Annotated in this window: 20 protein-coding genes; 17 read left to right on the top strand and 3 right to left on the bottom strand. The window is 50.9% G+C overall.

The features are described 5' to 3' along the window. Nucleotides 1-10: 10 nt before the first annotated feature. From rpmF to hydF, 17 genes are all read left to right on the top strand, one after another. Complete coding sequence (rpmF, locus tag ACQ76X_RS19695; RefSeq protein WP_019911234.1) at nucleotides 11-184, top strand: 50S ribosomal protein L32; 174 nt, start codon at nucleotides 11-13, stop codon at nucleotides 182-184. Nucleotides 185-453: 269 nt separating this feature from the next. After that, nucleotides 454-1050, top strand: coding sequence for a transcription factor FapR (fapR, locus tag ACQ76X_RS19690; protein ID WP_076109228.1), 597 nt, complete (start codon nucleotides 454-456; stop codon nucleotides 1048-1050). Beyond that, complete coding sequence (gene plsX, locus ACQ76X_RS19685; RefSeq protein WP_038591196.1) at nucleotides 1034-2023, top strand: phosphate acyltransferase PlsX; 990 nt, start codon at nucleotides 1034-1036, stop codon at nucleotides 2021-2023. The genes fapR and plsX overlap by 17 nt, the downstream gene beginning before the upstream one ends. A gap of 8 nt (nucleotides 2024-2031) precedes the next feature. Next, a complete protein-coding gene (locus tag ACQ76X_RS19680; RefSeq protein WP_144024237.1) occupies nucleotides 2032-3021 on the top strand; it encodes a beta-ketoacyl-ACP synthase III in 990 nt (329 codons plus the stop codon). 96 nt (nucleotides 3022-3117) lie between these two features. Then, nucleotides 3118-4050: an ACP S-malonyltransferase gene (gene fabD, locus ACQ76X_RS19675; RefSeq protein WP_438495549.1), complete on the top strand. Its 933-nt coding sequence runs from the start codon at nucleotides 3118-3120 to the stop codon at nucleotides 4048-4050. A gap of 34 nt (nucleotides 4051-4084) precedes the next feature. Then, nucleotides 4085-4834: a 3-oxoacyl-ACP reductase FabG gene (gene fabG / locus ACQ76X_RS19670; protein ID WP_038591204.1), complete on the top strand. Its 750-nt coding sequence runs from the start codon at nucleotides 4085-4087 to the stop codon at nucleotides 4832-4834. 121 nt (nucleotides 4835-4955) lie between these two features. Beyond that, entirely contained in the window at nucleotides 4956-5189 is a 234-nt protein-coding gene (locus ACQ76X_RS19665) for an acyl carrier protein (RefSeq protein WP_019911228.1), read from the top strand. 221 nt (nucleotides 5190-5410) lie between these two features. Next, nucleotides 5411-6649 carry a beta-ketoacyl-ACP synthase II gene (gene fabF, locus ACQ76X_RS19660; RefSeq protein WP_438495548.1) on the top strand — a complete coding sequence of 413 codons (1239 nt, stop codon included), beginning with the start codon at nucleotides 5411-5413 and terminating at the stop codon, nucleotides 6647-6649. A 12-nt stretch (nucleotides 6650-6661) separates the two neighbouring features. Further along, nucleotides 6662-7366 (top strand): ribonuclease III, encoded by a 705-nt coding sequence (gene rnc, locus ACQ76X_RS19655; RefSeq protein WP_038591210.1) that lies wholly within the window; start codon nucleotides 6662-6664, stop codon nucleotides 7364-7366. Between the two features lie 279 nt (nucleotides 7367-7645). Further along, complete coding sequence (locus ACQ76X_RS19650; RefSeq protein WP_438495547.1) at nucleotides 7646-7996, top strand: Na-translocating system protein MpsC family protein; 351 nt, start codon at nucleotides 7646-7648, stop codon at nucleotides 7994-7996. A 133-nt stretch (nucleotides 7997-8129) separates the two neighbouring features. Next, nucleotides 8130-10274 (top strand): formate dehydrogenase subunit alpha, encoded by a 2145-nt coding sequence (gene fdhF / locus ACQ76X_RS19645; protein WP_438495546.1) that lies wholly within the window; start codon nucleotides 8130-8132, stop codon nucleotides 10272-10274. Then, the gene (locus ACQ76X_RS19640) at nucleotides 10271-10861 is read left to right on the top strand and encodes a 4Fe-4S dicluster domain-containing protein (protein ID WP_438495545.1); all 591 of its coding nucleotides are present in this window, start codon (nucleotides 10271-10273) and stop codon (nucleotides 10859-10861) included. Before fdhF ends, ACQ76X_RS19640 begins: the two co-directional genes overlap by 4 nt. A 32-nt stretch (nucleotides 10862-10893) precedes the next feature. Beyond that, nucleotides 10894-12291: a [FeFe] hydrogenase, group A gene (locus ACQ76X_RS19635; RefSeq protein WP_438495544.1), complete on the top strand. Its 1398-nt coding sequence runs from the start codon at nucleotides 10894-10896 to the stop codon at nucleotides 12289-12291. Then, nucleotides 12288-12872, top strand: coding sequence for a 4Fe-4S dicluster domain-containing protein (locus ACQ76X_RS19630; RefSeq protein WP_438495543.1), 585 nt, complete (start codon nucleotides 12288-12290; stop codon nucleotides 12870-12872). Before ACQ76X_RS19635 ends, ACQ76X_RS19630 begins: the two co-directional genes overlap by 4 nt. A 36-nt stretch (nucleotides 12873-12908) precedes the next feature. Continuing rightward, entirely contained in the window at nucleotides 12909-13940 is a 1032-nt protein-coding gene (gene moaA, locus ACQ76X_RS19625; RefSeq protein WP_438495542.1) for a GTP 3',8-cyclase MoaA, read from the top strand. 22 nt (nucleotides 13941-13962) lie between these two features. Then, nucleotides 13963-15369, top strand: coding sequence for an aspartate ammonia-lyase (locus ACQ76X_RS19620; RefSeq protein WP_438495591.1), 1407 nt, complete (start codon nucleotides 13963-13965; stop codon nucleotides 15367-15369). Between the two features lie 243 nt (nucleotides 15370-15612). After that, nucleotides 15613-16881 (top strand): [FeFe] hydrogenase H-cluster maturation GTPase HydF, encoded by a 1269-nt coding sequence (hydF, locus tag ACQ76X_RS19615; RefSeq protein WP_438495541.1) that lies wholly within the window; start codon nucleotides 15613-15615, stop codon nucleotides 16879-16881. Nucleotides 16882-16969: 88 nt separating this feature from the next. Here hydF and hydG read toward each other — a convergent pair whose 3' ends face one another. The 3 genes from hydG to fdhD form a co-directional block, all read right to left on the bottom strand. Continuing rightward, nucleotides 16970-18385 carry a [FeFe] hydrogenase H-cluster radical SAM maturase HydG gene (gene hydG / locus ACQ76X_RS19610; protein WP_438495540.1) on the bottom strand — a complete coding sequence of 472 codons (1416 nt, stop codon included), beginning with the start codon at nucleotides 18383-18385 and terminating at the stop codon, nucleotides 16970-16972. 100 nt (nucleotides 18386-18485) lie between these two features. Next, nucleotides 18486-19562 carry a [FeFe] hydrogenase H-cluster radical SAM maturase HydE gene (gene hydE, locus ACQ76X_RS19605; RefSeq protein ID WP_438495539.1) on the bottom strand — a complete coding sequence of 359 codons (1077 nt, stop codon included), beginning with the start codon at nucleotides 19560-19562 and terminating at the stop codon, nucleotides 18486-18488. Nucleotides 19563-19683: 121 nt separating this feature from the next. Next, nucleotides 19684-20439, bottom strand: a complete 756-nt coding sequence (gene fdhD, locus ACQ76X_RS19600) for a formate dehydrogenase accessory sulfurtransferase FdhD (RefSeq protein WP_438495590.1) — start codon at nucleotides 20437-20439, stop codon at nucleotides 19684-19686. Nucleotides 20440-20570: the final 131 nt, after the last annotated feature.

Raw genomic sequence — 20570 nt, 5'->3', positions numbered from 1 at the left:
GTGTAACACAATGGCAGTACCTCAACGGAGAACGTCCAAAACACGCCGTGACAAACGCCGCACCCACTTCAAACTGGTTGTGCCGGGCATGGTGAAATGCGAACAATGCGGAGAGCTGAAACTGGCTCACCACGTATGCAAAGTTTGCGGAACTTACAAAGCAAGAGAGATCATCAAACAATAGTTTCTAATAAGAGTAGCACTTCATCTAATGGTGGGGTGCTATTTTTTTGGGGATGGGTAAAGATTCCCCACCGTTATTGTGTGGCTGAAGCCGCGTGGTTATGCCGCTTTTCAGGCAAAGCTTTATTTTTGCCGCAGCATGCTTTATACTACATATTAGTACCAGGTTCTAAATGAAGTTTATGACCTTTATATTGATGACGATAGCGGCCTTCTCGCGGCCGGATGCTAAGTTCAGCATGTGCCAGGAGGTGAGCCGCCATAGAGCGGATGTCCAAGAAAGAGCGCCAGCAGCAGCTGCTGGGTATTATCGATGGCAATCCATTTGTGACCGACAGGGAGTTAACCCGGCAGCTCAAGGTGAGCATTCAGACCATCCGTCTGGACCGGCTGGAGTTGGGGATTCCGGAGCTGCGTGAACGGATGAAGCAAATGGCTGAACATTCTTATGATCAGGTACGCTCCTTGCCTGCCGATGAAGTGGTCGGTGATATTGTCGATCTGCAGCTGGACAAGAGCGGCATTTCCATATTTGAAATTCGTGAGGAGCATGTCTTCTCCAGGAACGGGATCGCTCGTGGCCACTACGTGTTCGGACAGGCCAATTCGCTGGCGGTTGCCGTGATCAATGACGAAATTGCCCTGACCGCTTCAGCCGACATCCGGTTTGTGCGCATGGTCCGGTTAGGCGAGAAATGTATTGCCAAAGCGCAGGTGCGTTCGCTCGCTGGCCGGAACGGCAAAGCTGAGGTGGACGTATTTACGTATGTCGGAGAAGAACTCGTGTTTCAGGGCCATTTTGTAGTGTACCGGTCCGCAATTGAAGAATACAGCGAAGGGGGAAACCGCAGTGCTGATCGCCATTGATGCCATGGGAGGCGATAATGCTCCTGAATGCAATGTGGAAGGGGCATTGTCCGCGGCCGCGGAATGGAGCGATACGCAGATTGTGCTCGTCGGCGACGAAGCCAGACTTGAGCCGCTGCTGAAGAATAAGCCGTCCAATGTGACGGTGCGTCATGCGGGGGAAGTGATTGGCTCCGATGAAGAGCCGGTCAAAGCAGTCCGCCGCAAGAAGGATTCATCCATGGTTGTGGCTGGACGTATGGTGCGTGAAGGGGAAGCCGATGCTATGATCTCTTCCGGGAACACAGGTGCGCTGATGACCACGGGGCTGCTTGTGGTGGGGAGAATGGATGGGATAGAGCGCCCGGCGCTTGCTCCGATGATTCCGACGCTCGATGATGTCGGCGTACTCGCCCTTGATCTGGGGGCCAACATGGATGCCAAGCCACAGCACCTCGCACAATACGCGCTGATGGGCAGCATCTACCGCAGCAAAGTGCACGGAATTGCCAAGCCGCGTGTAGGGCTGCTGAATGTGGGGACTGAGCCGGGCAAAGGGAATGAATTGACCAAAGAAGCGTATCCTCTGCTAGCCGCATTGCCGGGAATTCACTTTGTCGGCAATGTTGAAGCACGTGATGTGCTGACGGGTAATTGTGATGTGCTTGTTTGTGACGGGTTTGCGGGCAACATTCTTCTGAAGACACTTGAAGGTACGGCGGGCGCTATGTTCTCTCTGCTGAAGGAACAGTTCAGCCGTTCGCTCAAAACCAAGCTGGGTGCGGCTATACTGATGCCGGAGCTCAGAAGCCTCAAGGGTAAGATGGATTACAAGGAGCACGGCGGAGCGCCGCTGCTCGGTCTTAGCGGTCTGGTAGTGAAGGGGCACGGCTCATCTGACGGTAACGCGGTTAAGAATGCAGTCAGACAAGCGCGGATTGCGCTGCAGGCGGGTCTCGTGTCCAGCATATCCAAGGAAATTAGCGGGAAGTGAGTGACGATATGAAACAGTTGCGTCCGGTAGGAATAATTGGTACAGGAAAATATGTGCCCGAAAAAATATTAACTAACAGCGATTTGGAAAAGATAGTCGAAACGAATGATGAATGGATTGTCAGCCGAACCGGGATCCGTGAACGGCATATTGCCGCTCCGCATGAGGCGACCTCGGATCTTGCTTATGAAGCTGCGCTGAAGGCGCTGGAATCAGCGGGCATGAAGGCGGAGGATCTGGATCTCATTATTATAGCAACAGTTACACCTGACAGCTCTTTTCCGTCCACGGCCTGCATTCTGCAGGACAAACTGGGGGCCAAAGGAGCCGCGGCCTTTGACTTGTCCGCAGCCTGCTCCGGCTTCGTCTACAGTCTGGCAACAGCAACCGGATTTATTCAGAACGGGATGTATAACAATGCTTTAATCATCGGAGCGGATACCTTGTCGCGGATTACAGATTACACGGACCGCAACACTTGCGTGTTGTTCGGAGACGGTGCGGGAGCGGTTATTCTCGGCGAAGTTCCGGAAGGCAGAGGTTTCCAATCCTTTGATCTCGGTGCCGAAGGCTCCGGCGGCAGCCTGTTGAAGATGGAAGCGGGCGGCTCGCGTATGCCGGCTTCCCAGCAGACGATAGACGACAAGAAGCATTTCATCTACATGAATGGCCGTGAGGTGTTCAAGTTCGCCGTTCGGGTGATGGGTACTGCTACCGAGCGTGTGCTTACCAAAGCAGGTCTCACTAAGGAAGATATTGATCTGTTCGTGCCGCACCAGGCGAATATCCGCATCATTCAATCGGCTATGCAGCGTTTGGATCTGCCGGAAGAGAAATGCGTAATCAACGTCGACAGATATGCCAACACGTCTGCAGCTTCGATTCCGCTCGCGCTGGTTGAAGCAGCGGAAGAGGGCCGGATGAAGGAAGGCGACACCGTGCTGATGGTTGGCTTCGGCGGCGGCCTTACTTGGGGTGCCTCGGTACTGAAATGGTAAACGTATAAACGAGCAATGATTCAAAGAACTCGGTGTGCCTGCCGCTTGATTTGCAAGCCCGGCAGCTGCACCGTTTACGGGAAGGAGTTCGAACTTATGGGTAAAATCGCATTTGTCTTTCCCGGCCAGGGTGCACAGGCAGTTGGGATGGGTAAGGATGTATATGACGCTCTGCCGGATAGCCGTGCGGTGTTCGAGAAGGGCGATGAAGTGCTTGGGTTTCCGCTGAGTAAACTTGTATTTGAAGGTCCCGACAGCGAACTCAAGCAGACGGTAAACACACAGCCTGCGCTTGTAACAACCAGTGTAGCTTATCTGGAAGCACTGAATAAGCATGGACTGAAGCCAGACTACGTTGCGGGTCACAGTCTGGGTGAATACAGCGCTCTTGTGGCTTCCGGCGTACTGTCTTATGAGGATGCAGTCAGCCTTGTACGTCTCCGGGGACGTTTCATGGAAGAAGCGGTTCCTGGCGGACAGGGCGCTATGGCGGCTGTATTGGGTGCAGAACGCGAAGCTTTGGCTGAACTGTGCAACAATATTTCCGCAGAGGGCAACCCGGTTGAATTGGCAAACGTCAACTGTCCGGGTCAGATTGTAGTGTCCGGATCGCTCGAAGGTGTGAATGCTGTCGTTGAGCGTGTAAAAGAAGCCGGAGGCAAGCGGGCGATTCCGCTCGAAGTCAGCGGACCGTTCCACTCCTCTTTGATGAAGGAAGCTGCCGAGCGTCTGGCAGCTGAACTGAAAGGTGTAACCTTTAATGCGCCTTCAGTTCCTGTAATTGCCAATGTTACTGCCTCGCCGGTTACCGATCCCGAGGAAATCCGCGGGCTGCTGGTACGCCAGGTGTTCTCGCCTGTACTCTGGCAGGACAGTATGGAATGGCTGATTGCGGCCGGTGTGGACACCTTTGTTGAGATTGGCTCTGGCAGTGTGCTGGCAGGACTGATCCGCAAAATTGACAAGAATGTCAAGGTGATCAATATCAACAGTCTGGAAAGCATCCAGACAGTAAATGACTTGGCTTAACCACAGCGCAGGATAAAGGGAGGGGGAATACAGAATGTTCTCAGCATTAAGAGGCCAGACGGCCCTTGTAACCGGCGGTTCCCGCGGCATCGGCCGCAGCATAGCGCTTCTACTTGCAGAGCATGGCGTGAAAGTGGCCGTGAACTATTCCGGAAGTGAAGCTGCAGCGCAGGAAACAGTAGCCCGGATAGCAGAGCTAGGCTCCGAGGGGATTGCCCTGAAGGGGAATGTAGGCAAAAGCGATGAGGCGGAGAATCTCGTTAAAGAGGTCTTGAACACTTGGGGCAAGATTGACATCCTCGTTAATAATGCCGGCATCACCAGGGACAACCTGATTATGCGCATGAAGGAAGAGGAATTTGATCAGGTCATCGAAACGAATCTCAAAGGCGTGTTCAACTGTCTAAAAGCAGTCACACGTCCGATGATGAAGCAGCGTTACGGGCGGATCATCAATATTTCTTCGGTTGTGGGTGTGACGGGGAATCCTGGGCAGATTAACTATACTGCTGCAAAGGCAGGGGTAATCGGCATGACGAAAGCTGCGGCCCGCGAGCTGTCTTCACGGGGAATTACCGTGAACTGCATCGCTCCCGGTTTTATAGACACCGATATGACCCGTGAGTTGTCCGATGAAGTCCGCAGTGAGCTGATCAAGGGAATTCCCCTTGCTCAGCTTGGGCGGCCGGAGGACATTGCTATGGCGGCGGTATTTTTGGCCTCGGAAGGGGCTGCTTACATGACCGGTCAGACACTTCATGTGGACGGCGGTATGTACATGTAAGATCAAACCAGCGTATAGGGATTACGGGAGAAGCGGGAAGAAGCGCCCGGAAAGCGTTTTTTACGCTCTATGGTATTTTGACTTCATATCTCGTATAATACCAAAAGAGGAGGTGAACCGGATGTCCGATGTATTGGAGCGTGTAAAACGCATTGTCATCGACCGCTTAGGTGCCGATGAAGCTGAGGTAACATTAGAAGCGTCTTTCAAAGATGATTTAGGTGCTGATTCTCTTGATGTAGTAGAATTGGTTATGGAATTGGAAGATGAATTCGATATGGAAATCTCTGATGAAGATGCAGAGAAGATTACGACCGTGGGTGAAGTTGTGAAGTACATACAATCTCATACCTAGAGTCATATGATTGAGGGTCCCGTTCCTGCTAGGGCGGGACTTCTCCTCATTTTACAGCACAAATGAAATACAAAAGGATGCATATTTGCACCTTTACGGGGAAAATAACAGAACCGCAGAGGGGTTAATTTTTGCGGCGACTGCAGTTTATATAGACTATTCAGAGAGCATGTATGTTCAATTATGTTGAAGTATACAGCCTACAGATGGGGTGATTGCGTTTGAGTCATAGAGTGGTTATTACCGGTATGGGCGTGATGACGTCACTGGGTAAAGATTTGGATACGTTCTGGGATAGCCTCATGAGCGGGAAATCCGGTGTTTCCAAGGTTGAAGCCTTTGATGTCAGTGAATACACTACGCAAATCGCAGCTTCGGTTAAAGACTTTGATGCGGAAGCGCGTTTTGGCCGCAAGGAAGCCCGCAAGATGGACCGTTTCGTTCAGTTCGCGGTAGCAGCCGGAGAAAATGCGCTGAAGGACAGCGGACTTAAGATTGGTGAAGATATTGATGCGGAGAGAATTGGTGTGTCCGTCGGATCAGGTATCGGAGGTCTGGGTACTTGGGAAGACAATCATAATCTCCTGCTGGAAAAGGGACCGAAACGGGTCAGCCCGTTCTTTATTCCCATGATGATTGCCAATATGGGCTCCGGCCAGCTGTCGATCAATCTTGGTGCAAAAGGTCCTAATACAACAACTGTGACAGCCTGTGCAACAGGAAGCCACTCCATAGGGGAATCCTTCCGCCTGATCCAGCGCGGTGACGCAGATGCGATGATCTGCGGCGGTTCCGAAGCTACTATCCGCCCGACAGGGATGGCAGGGTTCTGTGCCATGCGGGCGATGTCCACCCGCAACGACGAGCCGGAGAAGGCCAGCCGTCCATTTGACAGCGGCCGTGACGGTTTTGTAATGGGTGAGGGTGCCGGGATTCTGATTCTGGAATCGCTGGAGCATGCCGAGAAACGCGGGGCGAAGATCTATGCCGAAGTGATCGGCTACGGTCTGAGTGCGGATGCCCATCATATGACGGAGCCGGATCCTGACGGCGCAGCACGCTGTATGAAGATGGCAATCCGGGATGCCGGTATCGCACCGGAAGAGATTGATTACATCAATGCGCATGGCACTTCCACGCCAGTAGGCGACAGATCGGAAACGGCTGCCGTGAAGAAGGCGCTTGGAGATCATGCTTACAAGGTTGCAATCAGCTCCACGAAATCAATGACAGGCCATTTGCTTGGTGCTGCCGGCGGTGTGGAAGCGATCATTTGTGGTCTTTCCCTGCAAAATAACATCATTGCGCCAACCATCAATTTGGACAATCCTGATCCGGAATGTGATCTGGACTATGTTCCGAATGAACCGCGCAAAGCAGATCTGAATATTGTTATGTCGAATTCGTTCGGATTCGGAGGACATAACGCAACCGTAATTCTCAAAAAATATAATCAGTAAGGGGACAGTGCAGTGAAAGGAGACCTGAAGCAGTTACAAAGTCAACTTCAAATCCAATTTCACGATGCTGTACTTCTGAAGCAGGCCTTTACCCATGCCTCTTATGTGAATGAACACCGTTTCAATCAGCATCAGGATAATGAGCGTCTGGAGTTTCTCGGAGACGCGGTTCTGGAGCTTACGGTTTCTGAATATTTGTACAAGCTGCTGCCGGACAGACCGGAGGGTGAATTGACCAAGCTGCGGGCCGCTATTGTATGCGAGCCTTCACTGGTCAAGTTCGCTGAGAGCTTGGGTTTCGGCAAATATGTATTGCTGGGCAAAGGGGAAGAACTTACGGGCGGACGTACTCGCCCGGCCTTGCTGGCCGATGTGTTCGAATCCTTCGTGGGAGCGCTTTATCTCGACCAAGGGCTGGAAACGGCACGGCGGTTTCTTGATCATCATGTATTTCCGCTGGTGGAGACGGACGGCAAGCTGCAAATGCAGATGAGCGATTTCAAGACGGAGCTTCAGGAGCTGATACAGCATCACGGATTGGGTACGCTGGAATATCGGATTATTGAAGAACGGGGACCGGCGCATGAGCGCGAATTCGTCTCTGAAGTGTATATGTCCAGCCAGTCACTTGGCAAGGGCAGCGGCCGTTCCAAGAAGGAAGCGGAACAACAGGCTGCGGCTGCAGCGCTTTTGCGTCTGAAGGAAGACGGCGCCTGAGTGATGTGGAACTTAGAAAGAATAGCGAGCAAAGAGCGGTAAAGGTCTGAATCCGGCAGGAAAAGCGGAATTTAGACCTTTGCTGCTCTTTTTTTAAATATAGTTAGATTGAACAAGCTTTTTAGAAATTTATGGATATCGTGTAAAAAGTGGATGAATTCACGTTGAAATGAAAGGATTTGCCCTTTTTTGTGGTTTGACAATCTTTAATGGGTAGGTTTAACATGTAATTAATTAAATAAATTACCATAATAGGGATGTTAAGGCTGGGATGTAGTGATGTCTGAGACTGTATTTGAATGCCAGGAGAAGATGCGAAGACTTGCAGTCAAGATTGTGAAGCATTATCGCGGCAAGGGTCCGGAGAATGTAAAGGTTAGGATGGAGTATGAGTCCTTAATCATTATAGAGATCCGTGGAATTCTCTCCAGTTTATCTGAAATTTTGCTCAAAGAAGGTGCGGTACATTTAGTTACAGAATACTGGAAAGTGCTGAAGCCTTATTTGGAAAGAGAGTTTATGGCAGAGATCGCAGAAACGCTTGGCAGCCCCTTTACATATACATGGAAGATCGAAGATCCGAATCCAGGGGATAGGGCAATCATTATTCAATTGAATAAATCGGTTTGATTAGAGAGAATGGACTTTTGCTCCTTAGCTTTTTAATAAGCCAGTACATTGTGTATTTCTGATTATACCTTGTATTGGCTTATTTTTTTGTTGCTATAATTGTGCAAAAAATCACAAGGAGAGGTGAGGAACTATGGAGAATAAAGTGCTGACTGTATGTCCGTATTGCGGAAGTGGTTGTCAGATGAATTTACTTGTTGAGGAGGGAAAAATCGTAGGCGCTGAACCAGCGTATGGAAGAACAAACGAAGGGAACCTGTGCCTGAAGGGTCATTATGGATGGGATTTTCTGAATGATCCGCAGATTCTTACCGCCCGTATCCGCAAGCCGATGATTCGTAAGGCAGGGACACTGGCAGAGGTATCCTGGGATGAAGCCATTCAGTATACAGCCGAGAAACTAACAGCAATCAAGGAAAAGTATGGACCGGATGCAATCATGGGAACCGGTTCAGCCCGTGGCCCGGGAAATGAAGCCAATTATGTCATGCAAAAATTTATGCGCGCTGTTATTGGAACCAATAATGTTGACCATTGTGCGAGGGTATGTCACGGGCCGTCCGTAGCTGGGCTTACCTATTCGCTAGGGGATGGCGCAATGTCCAATTCAATTCCTGAAATTGAGGACACGGATCTGTTGTTTATTTTTGGATACAATGCAGCGGTTACCCATCCCATTGTGGCGAGAAGAATTGTTAGTGCGAAGCAGAAGGGCGCAACGATCATTGTAACCGATCCCCGCAAGACGGAGTCGGCCCGCATTGCAGATACTTGGCTGCCCCTTAAAGGCGGCACGAACATGGCGCTTGTCAATGCCTTTGGTCATGTGTTAATTGCTGAGGAGTTATACGACAAGCAGTATGTTGAGAAATATGTAGAAGGTTTTGCGGAATATAAAGCCAGTGTACAGAAATATACACCTGAATATGCGGAGAGCATTACAGGTGTGCAAGCGGCTGAGATCCGCAAAGTAATGAGGCAATATGCGAGTGCGAACAAGGCGATGATCCTGTACGGTATGGGGGTATGTCAATTTGCCCAAGCCGTGGACGTTGTAAAGGGTCTGGCCTCACTGGCGCTTCTGACCGGCAACTTTGGCAGACCTGGCGTCGGGATTGGTCCGGTCCGCGGCCAAAATAATGTACAGGGTTCTTGCGATATGGGGGCATTGCCAAATGTCTATCCGGGATACCAGTCTGTTACGGATGACAAGATCCGCAAAAAATTTGAAAAGGCCTGGGGAGTGGCGTTGCCTCGCAAAGTCGGGTATCGGATTACCGAGATTCCTCATCTCGTTCTAAAGGAAGACAAGGTGAAGGCCTATTATATTTTTGGCGAAGATCCGGTGCAGAGCGATCCGAATGCTTCAGAAGTGAGAGAGACGCTGGATAAATTAGAATTTGTAATTGTCCAGGACATCTTCATGAACAAGACGGCCCTGCATGCCGATGTGATTTTGCCGGCCACCTCCTGGGGTGAGCATGACGGGGTCTACTCCTCAGCTGATCGTGGATTCCAGCGGATCAGAAAGGCCATCGAGCCTCCCGGTGTAGTAAAGCCCGATTGGCAAATTATCAGCGAGCTTGCCACGGCGATGGGCTACCCGATGTCCTACCGGAACACGGAAGAAATATGGGATGAAATGAGGGGGCTCTCCCCGTCGTTTGCCGGAGCCAGTTATCGGAAGATGGAGGAGCAGGGTAGTGTTCAGTGGCCTTGTCCGTCAGAAGATCATCCGGGCACACCGTATTTATATGAAGGGAACCGGTTTACCACTTCCAGCGGCAAAGGACAGCTGTTTGCCTGTGAATGGAGGGCACCGCTGGAGCAGCCGGATCAGGAATATCCGTTGTCCTTGTCCACAGTGCGTGAGGTAGGGCATTATTCGGTTCGGACGATGACCGGCAACTGCCGTGCCCTCAGTCAACTGTCAGATGAGCCTGGTTTCATCCAGATGAGCCCGGCGGACGGATCAAGCTTAGGGATTGAAGACGGCCAGCTTGTACATGTTGTATCCCGCCGAGGCAGAGTGTTAGCCCGGGCACAGATCAGCAACCGTGTCAAAACCGGGGCCACCTATATGACCTACCATTTCTGGATTGGGGCCTGCAATGAGCTGACGGGTGATTATCTGGACCCGGTCTCCAAAACCCCGGAATACAAGTATTGTGCGATCCGCATCGAGAAAATTGCAGATCAACTGCGCGCGGAACAACAGGTTCAGCAGGAATATGAGGCGCTCAGAGCGCAGATGCATGTGGAGGCGAGACCGGTATGAATAATGTACAGCCGAATCCGTTTGTCATTGCCGAAGCGGGCAAATGCATAGGCTGCAAGGCGTGTGAACTGGCATGTTTCGCAGTTCATAACGATCACAATGGGGTTGGGGCGGCGGTGGGTACTGTTACGGTACCGGTTATTCCCCGCCTGCATGTCATTCGAACAGAGAGTTTCACACTGCCGGTCCAATGCCGCCAGTGCGAGAATGCGCCTTGTGCAGAAGCCTGTCCGGTTCAGGCGATCCGTCAGGAGGAGGGGACGATAGTTATTCATGAAGAGAACTGCATAGGCTGCAAAGGCTGTGCCATGGCCTGTCCGTTTGGTGCCATCAGTCTGTATAAAGCATACAGCAACGGCAAGGTAGTCCCGCAGATTCAACTGAAGGAGCGGCAGCACAGTGCGATGGAACGTAAGGCCAAAGTGATCGCCTATAAATGTGATTTATGCCGGACCAGGGACCATAAGGACGGAGCTATGGGAAACGTTCCGGCTTGTGTAGAGGTCTGTCCGGTAGAGGCACTGTCACTAGTTCATCCGGATACCAGTGTATCCAGGTCGCGGACAGCAGCGGCCATGCGACTGTAATACCACTTCAATTCAGAAAAGAAGGTTGCACTATGTCGTATAAGGATCCAATCATTCATATTGACGAACAATTATGTACCGGCTGCAGACGTTGCGCGGCTGTATGTCCTGTGGACGCCATTATCGGCGAACCGGGCCACCCGCAGACTATTGATGCTCATCGCTGCGTCGTTTGTGGACAGTGTGTGCAGATTTGTACCGCTTATGCTGCGGACAACGAGTCGACGACAGCCTCACGAGCGGTCAAGTTACAGGAAAGAGGGCAGCTCCCCAACGTGCGTGAGCCTTTGTTCGCTGCTTATTCGTCAGGGGATATCCAGAAGGTTAAAGCTGTTCTGGCTGATCCGAAACGGTTCAAAGTGGTGCAGTGCGCTCCTGCGATCCGGGTATCTCTGGCGGAGGAGTTTGGGCTGCCCTTCGGCACTTTAACCCCGGGGAAAATGGCGGCGGCGCTGAGACGGCTGAAGTTTGACCGGATTTATGATACGAATTTTGCTGCGGACGTGACGATTATGGAAGAGGGCTCAGAGCTGATTGGCAGAGTGATGTCCGGAGAGCGGCTGCCAATGTTCACCTCCTGCTGCCCGGCCTGGGTGAAGCATGCGGAGACGGCAGCACCGGAGCTGCTGGAGCATTTGTCCAGCTGCAAGTCCCCGATGCAAATGGGTGGAGCCTTGTTCAAGACCTACGGAGCGGAGCTGGATGGAATTGCACCTTCGGATATTTTCAGCGTCGCGGTTATGCCCTGTACCTGTAAAAAATTTGAATGCAGCAGAGAAGAAATGATTGTGGATGGTTGCCGTGAAGTGGATCTCGTTATTACTACAAGGGAACTGGCCAGCTTAATCAAGGATCAAGGCATCGATTTCATTCATCTTCCCGACGAGCCGTTTGATTCACCGCTGGGCAAATACTCTGGAGCGGGCTCGATCTTCGGCGTTACAGGCGGTGTGATGGAAGCTGCGATACGAACGGGGTATGAACTGATCACCCATGAGCAGATTCCCAATCTGCAATTGGATTTTGTCAGGGGAGAGGAAGGCATCCGGACGGCAGAAGTTCAGATTGGCGATTTGGAGCTCAAAGTGGCAGTAGTTGCAGGACTGAAATATGTGGATGCTGTTTTGGCAAAAGTTGCAGAAGGCACCTGCCCGTATCATTTCATTGAAGTGATGGCTTGTCCCGAAGGCTGTGTCAGCGGCGGCGGACAGCCCAAGCTCCTGTTGGAAACGCAGCGGAAAATTGCTTATCAGGCCAGAAAGAGCGCCGTCTACCGCCACGACTCTCATCAGAAGGTCCGCAAATCCCATGAGAATCCAGATATTATCAAATTATATAAGGACTTCTTAGGTGAACCGTTAGGCCATACTTCACATCATTTGCTGCATACCAAATTTGTTGACAGAAGTCTTAAGGAGGAGATGTCATGAACCGGTTTGTCATTGCCGATCCCGATAAATGTATAGGTTGTCATACTTGTGAAGTGGCCTGCGTAGTTGCACATGCCGGGAATAATATGTTCCTTCAGGAAGAGAGCGGGGCTGACTTCTATCCACGGTTGACTGTCGTCGAGACCGATGAAGTTACCGCACCGGTGCAGTGCAGACATTGCGAGGATGCTCCTTGTGCCAATGTGTGCCCGAATGGCTCCATTACGAGCAAAGACAACAGCATTTTCATCAATCAGGATAGCTGCATTGGTTGCAAGACCTGTATGCTGGTATGTCCTTATGGGGCGATTACAATGGTTCCGGCACATAAAAGTGGCCAAAAGCAACTTCAATCCGGGCTTCGTTCCAATACATCGGGTGCATGGAGCCGCAAGGAGAGAATTGTTGCGAACAAATGTGATTTGTGTGAAGACAGCGGCAAGGGCCCGGAATGTGTACGGGTATGCCCTACCAATGCACTCCAATTCATCGTTCCAAGCCAGATTGAGGAGTCCATTTCCCGGAAAAGACTGGCCAGTGCGCAGTCATTACAGCAGTTTGGCGGTTTTTCGCGCCTCTAATACAGTCACTATAACGCAGAAAGCAAGGTGGAGCGTTTGTCCGATATCTTGGTCGATCACTTTGGTCGTTTACATAATTATGTGCGTATCTCCGTTACTGAGCGCTGCAACTTGGGCTGTCAGTATTGCAATCCGGGCAGAGTAGAAAAGGCTGTGGAGGGTAACCCGCTTACCTTTGACGAAATTGAACGGATCGTAAGGGTACTCGCTGAGATGGGGGTAACCAAGGTGCGTCTTACCGGAGGAGAACCGTTGATGCGTCCGAACCTGGAAGAACTGGTGGCCAGGTTAAGGGCCATCTCCGGGATCGAGCGTGTCGGTCTGACCACGAATGGACTGCTGCTTGCCCCCAAAGTGCAGAAGCTGCGTGATGCCGGGCTTACAGATCTCAACGTCAGCCTGGATTCTCTAATTCCAGAACGCTATTCCAGAATCACTGGGGGCGGTGATGTCAGCAAGGTGTTGCATGCTTTAGCAGCTGGTTTTAAGGCTGGCTTCGAGGTACTGAAGCTGAATATGGTCTTGATGAAAGGTGTAAACGATGATGAAATTGAATCCTTTCTGCAGCTGACTCAGAAATATCCGCTGCACGTCCGCTTTATTGAGTATATGCCCATGGGTCATGATATCAACGGATGGGAAGCGGGATATATGCCTTTGGATGGAATACTGGAGCGTTGTGCCAAGGCTGGTTTTAGTCTTGAAGCAGGTCCGGACTCGGGTAGGACAACTGATGAGCCGAGTGAAAAAGCAGCAGATTCCGGCCCGGCCCGTTATTTTCGCATCCAAGGTGCGGCAGGGCAATTTGGCTTGATTCATCCGGTCAGCCAGCATTTCTGTAATTCGTGTAACCGGCTGCGTATTACAGCAAATGGTCACGTTAAGCCGTGCCTCTTCTGGAACGAAGAGCTGTATATCCGGCCTTACATCGCTCAATCAGAGCTGCTGAAGCAATTGTTCCTGCGCGCCTTGGAAGCCAAACCAGGCCAGCATATAATGATGGACCAACCGGGCACCAAGCCACCCCTGAAGGCCACAATGCGCCTGATGTCGCAAATTGGGGGGTGAAAAGCAATTGAACGACGATCCAATGTTTCGGGTGGAATCGGATGCTTTAGGGAGTGAAGCGGTTCCCAGTGGGGCTTATTATGGAATTCACGCGGTAAGGGCGCGGGATAATTTTGCGGTCAGCGGCCGGCCGGTGAATCCGCGGATCACGCGGGCCATTGTAATGGTGAAGAAAGCGGCAGCCAAAGTAAATGGCAGGCAAGGGGGTATTTCCGAGCAGGCGGCTGCGGGTATTCTATCTGCTTGCGATGAAATTCTACAGGGCCAGATGGATAAACACTTTATTGTGGATGCTTATCAGGGCGGAGCGGGAACTAGCACGAACATGAACGTTAACGAGGTGATAGCTAATCTGGCCATCGAGAAACTTGGTGGCCATAAAGGGGATTACCGGCTGATCCATCCGATAGATCATGTGAATCTCTATCAATCTACCAATGACGTGTATCCCACTGCCATGCGAATTGCGATGATTCCGCTGCTTCGCTCGCTTAGTGAAGAGTTCGCCTCTCTTCAGGAGGCCCTACAGGAGAAGGAGCGGGAATACGCCGATGTGTTAAGGTTAGGACGGACGCAACTCATGGATGCACTGCCCATTATGGCCGGACAAAGCTTTGGTGCGTATGCCAAAGCGGTTGCACGGGACCGGTGGCGGCTGTACAAGGCGGAGGAACGTCTGCGGGAGATTAACCTTGGAGGAACGGCAGTGGGCACAGGAATGAATGCCCCCCTTGCTTATATTTATGCCATAGCAGAAGAGCTGCGGGAACTAACCGGAATGGGGCTGTGCCGCAGCGATTTTCCGATGGATGGCACACAGAATATGGATGTGTTTGTGGAAGTTTCAGGTTTGCTCAAAGCCGCTGCGGTGAATTTGCTGAAGATATCCGGCGATTTCCGGCTGCTAAATGCCGGGCCCTCCGGCGGAATTGCAGAATACATCCTGCCGCCTATGCAGGTAGGTTCTTCGATCCTGCCCGGTAAAATGAACCCGGTCATCGCAGAGATGGCCGGGTCAGTCGCTATGAAGGTGATCTCCAATGATACAGCAGTCACTTTGGCGGCGGCCAGCGGACAGCTGGAGCTGAATGCCTTTGCCCCTTTAATCGCAGAATCTCTGCTTGAATCTCTTGAAATTCTTACCCAGGCTGTACGGCTCTTTCATGAGCGATGCGTGCGTGAGTTGAAAGTCGATACTGCGCATTGTCTCGAGAATTTGGAACGCTCCGGCGTCATGGCTGCCGCAGCGGTGACGTATCTGGGTTATGACGCTGCAGCCGAACTGGCTACGTCTGCGGCGGCCTCGGGTCGGCCGTTAAAAGAGATTTTGCTGGAACGCGGACTGATGACGAAAAAGCAGATTGATGCCATTCTGCACCCGCTGGAGGTTACCAAACCAGGCATCCCTGGTAGATCAAGAGATATATAAAGGTTCTATATAGATTGAACTTAAAAACTTGAGATAAGGGAAAGGAGCAACGGAGGGGGATTTTGGAACTGGAGGAACGGTAGTGTCCGCCTTTGTCTTCGGATTTCTACCGCTAATAGCGGTTAAATCAAGAAATCTGAAGACAACAGCGGCCGGAAGTCCAAATATTCACCGTAGTTGCGACTGATCCTGTACTCTAAAACCACAAGTTCAATCTATATAGGATAAGAAGGAGCGGATGTTATGAGCTTAAATGATACCCCGCGTGGAGAACGAATGCACATTGCAGTCTTTGGACGGCGTAATGCCGGCAAATCCAGTGTGATTAACGCTTTAGGCGGTCAGGAGACGTCCATTGTTTCTCCGGTAAGCGGGACAACGACAGATCCGGTTTATCAACCGATGGAGCTGCTGCCGGTGGGACCGGTAGTGCTCATTGATACCGCCGGATTGGATGATTGCGGAAGTTTGGGCGAACAGCGGATTCGCAAAACAAATCAGGTTCTGAGCAAAACCGATCTGGCGTTGCTGGTGATAGACGCTGTCCAAGGAGTAGCCGAATTTGAGCATAACCTTTTACAGAACCTGTCCGTCAAGAAGATTCCGGTCATTCTACTATTGAACAAAGTAGACTTGCTCGAAGAACATGGTAACGGTGAGGAACACACTGTAGTGGCGGCAAAGGCAAAGGTAGAAGACCAGCTTCATTTGAAGCCAATGCTATTCAGTGCTCTCAGCAATACTGGGATCACGGATCTAAAAGCCGCAATCGTCAGGGAGTTGCCGAGGGACGAAGACCGGTTCCGGCTAGTCGGAGACCTGTTGAATCCCGGAGATTTGGCTGTTCTGGTTGTGCCGATTGATAAGGCAGCACCCAAAGGAAGATTGATTCTCCCCCAGCAGCAGACCATTCGTGACATCATGGAATGTGATGCAGTTGCTGTTGTCACCAAGGAACAGGAGCTTGGACACACTCTCAAGACGCTGGGGCGCAAGCCAAATGTGGTCATCACGGATTCACAGGCATTTCTTAAAGTTCAGGCAGACACCCCAAAGGATATCCCGCTCACGTCCTTTTCCATATTGTTTGCCAGGTACAAGGGGGATCTTCCTCAGCTTGTACGCGGGGTTCGCGCTATTGGCCGTTTGCAGGACGGAGACCGGGTGCTCATTGCGGAAGCCTGCACGCATCACCGACAATCCGATGACATTGCTTCCGTGAAGATTCCCCGCTGGCTGCGGGAACTGACAGGCAGGCAGCTTCAAATTGAACATGCCGCAGGCAGCGATTTCCCCGCAGGACTCGGCGGTTATTCACTGATCATTCACTGCGGAGCGTGTATGTTGAACCGCAGGGCGATGCTGGGGAGGCTTGAAGAGGCGGAACATGCGGGTGTTCCAATTGTGAATTATGGTGTATTTATTGCCTATGTGCAGGGGGTGTTCCCAAGAGCCATCGAAATGTTTCCGTCTGCAATGCTGGCCTGGGAGGAGGGGGCATATAACCATTAATGCGTATATTAAAGCGGGGGTGTTCCAAAAGCCATCTGAATGGCTGCTGGAACACCCCCTTTTTGTGACAGCGTACATTGGGTGCGGCCTAAAACCGTAGATCTCGTTCGCCGTTATGGATACGCTGAAGTTGCTTTAGGGTCGCTTTTTTGACCGATTCCTTGGGAATGCGCTCCAGATTGTCATGAATCGTCTGCTCTCCAATGGCCCGCATCTCCTCATCGGCGTAATCCAGCAGGTATTCCTGAAACGTCATCAGGGAGTTCGGCTGACAGACATTATGGATTTGGCCGGATTTGGCCAGCTGCATGAAACGGTCTCCCGTGCGGCCTTCCCGGTAACAGGCGGTGCAGTAACTCGGCACATACCCGTCCTGGCAGAGATTTTTGATAATTTCCATAGGGGAGCGGTGATCGCCGACCAAGAATTGCGGTTTGTCATCTTTATCTTTGTTCACACTGTATGCGCCAACACCTGTGGCGGAGCCTGCGCTGATTTGGGAAATGCCGAGTTTGATTATCTGATCACGAAATTCAGCGTCTTCGCGGGTAGAGAGTATCATTCCTGTATAGGGAACGGCTATTCGCAGAACGGCGACGATTTTGGCGAAATCCGGATCGCTGACCAAGTAAGGGTAATTGTCCAGGTTCACATTCTCCGCTTCGCGCAGGCGGGGGACGGAAATCGTATGCGGTCCGCAGCCATAGGCCTGTTCCAGATGCTCGGCATGTTTTAACATGGCTATCGTTTCATATTTATAATCATAGAGCCCATACAGAACACCAATACCAACATCCTCGATACCGGCTTTCATGGCCCTGTCCATGGCGGTCGTATGCCAATCATAATCACTTTTGGGTCCTTGTGGATGGTATTGCTTGTAACTAGGTCTATGATAAGTCTCCTGAAATAAAATATAAGTTCCAATTCCCGCCTCAGCCAGCTTGATGTAGTCATCGAATGTGGTTGCAGCGATATTGACATTGATCCGGCGGATACTGCCATTGTCTAGCTTCGTATCGTAAATGGTCTTTATGCAGTCGAGAATATAATCGATGGAACAATTGCGGGGATCCTCACCTGCTTCCAGCACAAGCCGTTTGTGTCCCAGAGACTGCAGAACGGTAACTTCCTGGGCAATTTCATCTGAGGTTAAGCGGCTGCGAGTGAATTCAGAATTGGAATGTTTGTAACCGCAGTACTCGCAATTATTGACACAGTAGTTGCTGACATAGAGCGGTGCAAACAATACAATCCGGTTGCCGTAGATCCGTTCCTTGATATCTCTGGATACCTGATAAATCTCATTCAGTGTTTCCTGATCTTCCACATTTAAGAGGACAGCTGCTTCTTGTGAGGTCAGTCCTTTACATTGTCTGGCTTTCGCAAGAATTGCGGACACCTTGGCTCGATCCGATACGGCATTTTCTCCAAATTGCAGCGCTTCTTTGATCTCTTCGTCCTGAATGAAATCCGCCGGACGACTTTCATTAACTCGGCTCACGAACATCCACTTCTTTCTGGGTTCATTATTGGATTGACAAGCAGACTTGGACTCTTACAACTCGATTGCGAGATGACAACAGGCTGATTCGGTGGCTTCCTTATAATGGAACCTGCTGTGCAGAAGTGCGGGATAGATGATTCAGACTATCTCCCCGGCCCATATCCACATGGAAGCCGGCAGCTTCAATCCGCTGTTCCAGGCAGAATCTGCATTGGGCCGATTCATCACCCAGACAGATTTTGTTGTTGTAGAGCGTATATTGGGCTCGTACAGTCAAAGGAGAGAGATTAGGCATGACCACATTAGCGCCTGCTTGCAACGCCAGCTCCCGCCCGTTCGGGTGAGCGGTTCCCATGGCTGTTGTAGCAGGGATTAGGGCATTCGGCACGAAAAGCCGGGCAAGAGCAATCATATCCAATGTATTTATTACTGTTCCGGCCGGCTCGTCCTTTAAGGGTGTGGCCTGATGGGGCAAAAAAGGGCCAATGCCGATCATATCCGGTTCAAGCGCCTTAAGATACAGCAGGTCTTCAGCCAAATCCCCGGGCGTTTGTCCTGGTAAACCAACCATAAAGCCTGCACCCACCTGATAGCCGAGGGACTTGAGAGCGTCCAACCGATTCCTGCGGCTGTCAAAGGTCATGGTCGGGTGCAGGGCTTGGTATAGCTTGCGGGAGGCCGTCTCATGGCGCAGCAAGTAACGGTCAGCTCCAGCCGCGAGCAGTGTAGCGTAAGTCTCATCATCCCGTTCGCCAATCGACAGTGTTACCGCGGTATCCGGATAGAGTGTTTTGATGCGTATAATGAGCTCGGTCAGCTTCTCAGTGGTATACCAGTCGTCTTCTCCGCTCTGCAGAACAAAGGTACGATAGCCCAGATCATACCCTTCCCGGCAGCATTCCAAGATTTCTTCAGGTTGGAGCCGATAGCGGCTGACCGTCTTATTGCCGGAGCGTATGCCGCAATACAGGCAGTTCTGTTTGCAAATATTAGAGAATTCGATCAGCCCACGCAAAAATACACGGTCGCCATAACGTTCCATTCTTTTCAAATGGGCCAGGTGATGAAGCCGCTTTTTTAGATTTTGATCCGGGTTCCTCAGCACAGCAATAATCTCTTGAGCTTCCAGTGATTCTTCTTCATATAATCGATCCAGCAATTGTTCCGTTGACATCACTCCCTATCATGGAGGGGAATAACCCTATAACCAAAAAATAACAATTGTGAAGTCCTAGAAAAAATTGTAACAAAAGTAAAAATAGAGAACAGTGATTTTTGTGCTTGAAATTTGAGGTTCACGGAGGGGGGAAAGCGGGACAACCGGAGATACGATCCGGACGGGTATACACATTACATGAATTCTGACGAATGAAACCAACGGTGGTGATTCCCAACTGTTCCGCCAGCTCAAGCGCTAGTCCGGTGGGGGCAGATTTGGACAAAATCATTTCACAGCCTATTTTGGCTACCTTCAATAAGATTTCCGAAGAGATCCGTCCGCTGAAGATAACAATTTTGTCATTGAGATTCAAATGTTGCTTCAGGCAGTAACCGTAAATTTTGTCCAGTGCATTATGACGCCCAATGTCACTGCGGGCCAGCAGCACCCCGCCGGCATCGCAAATTGCAGCAGAATGAACGCCACCGGTGCGGTGGAACAGCTCTGATCCGGTTTGCACTTCCTCCATTAAGCGGAAACAATCGTCGAAAGAAAGTGACACATGTACCCCGTTCGCAATTTTGGCCGTTCTGGCATCATTAACGTAGACGAAGCCATGCCGGCTTGACCCGCAGCAGGAAGTTACATATCGCTTGGCGAACAGCTGACGGTGTAATGGGCTTAAGTGGTCTATAGTTACGTGGACGAAACCTTCTTCTTCCTGACTCCAAATCGCCTTGATATCCTGGAACCCTCTAATGATTCCTTCGGATGCTAAATAACCGATAACCATGTCCTCGATATATTCAGGCGTGCATACCAGAGTGACGAATTCATCACCGTTTATTTTGATTGTGACCGGATGTTCCGTAACGATAAGATCTTCCTCCATCGTGATATGGCCACTGCGGTAACGTATAATTTCCCCATGTCGCTCGGGTCCGAGTTTCAATGCAATCACCCTTTTTCTTTAGAAATTGAATATCTCAACATTTCCTTTAAATGAGAAATAATACCATCTAA

The sequence above is a fragment of the Paenibacillus sp. IHBB 3054 genome (assembly GCF_051594305.1).
Taxonomy (GTDB): Bacteria; Bacillota; Bacilli; order Paenibacillales; family Paenibacillaceae; genus Paenibacillus_AQ.
This window is presented reverse-complemented; position numbering and strand designations above follow the sequence as displayed.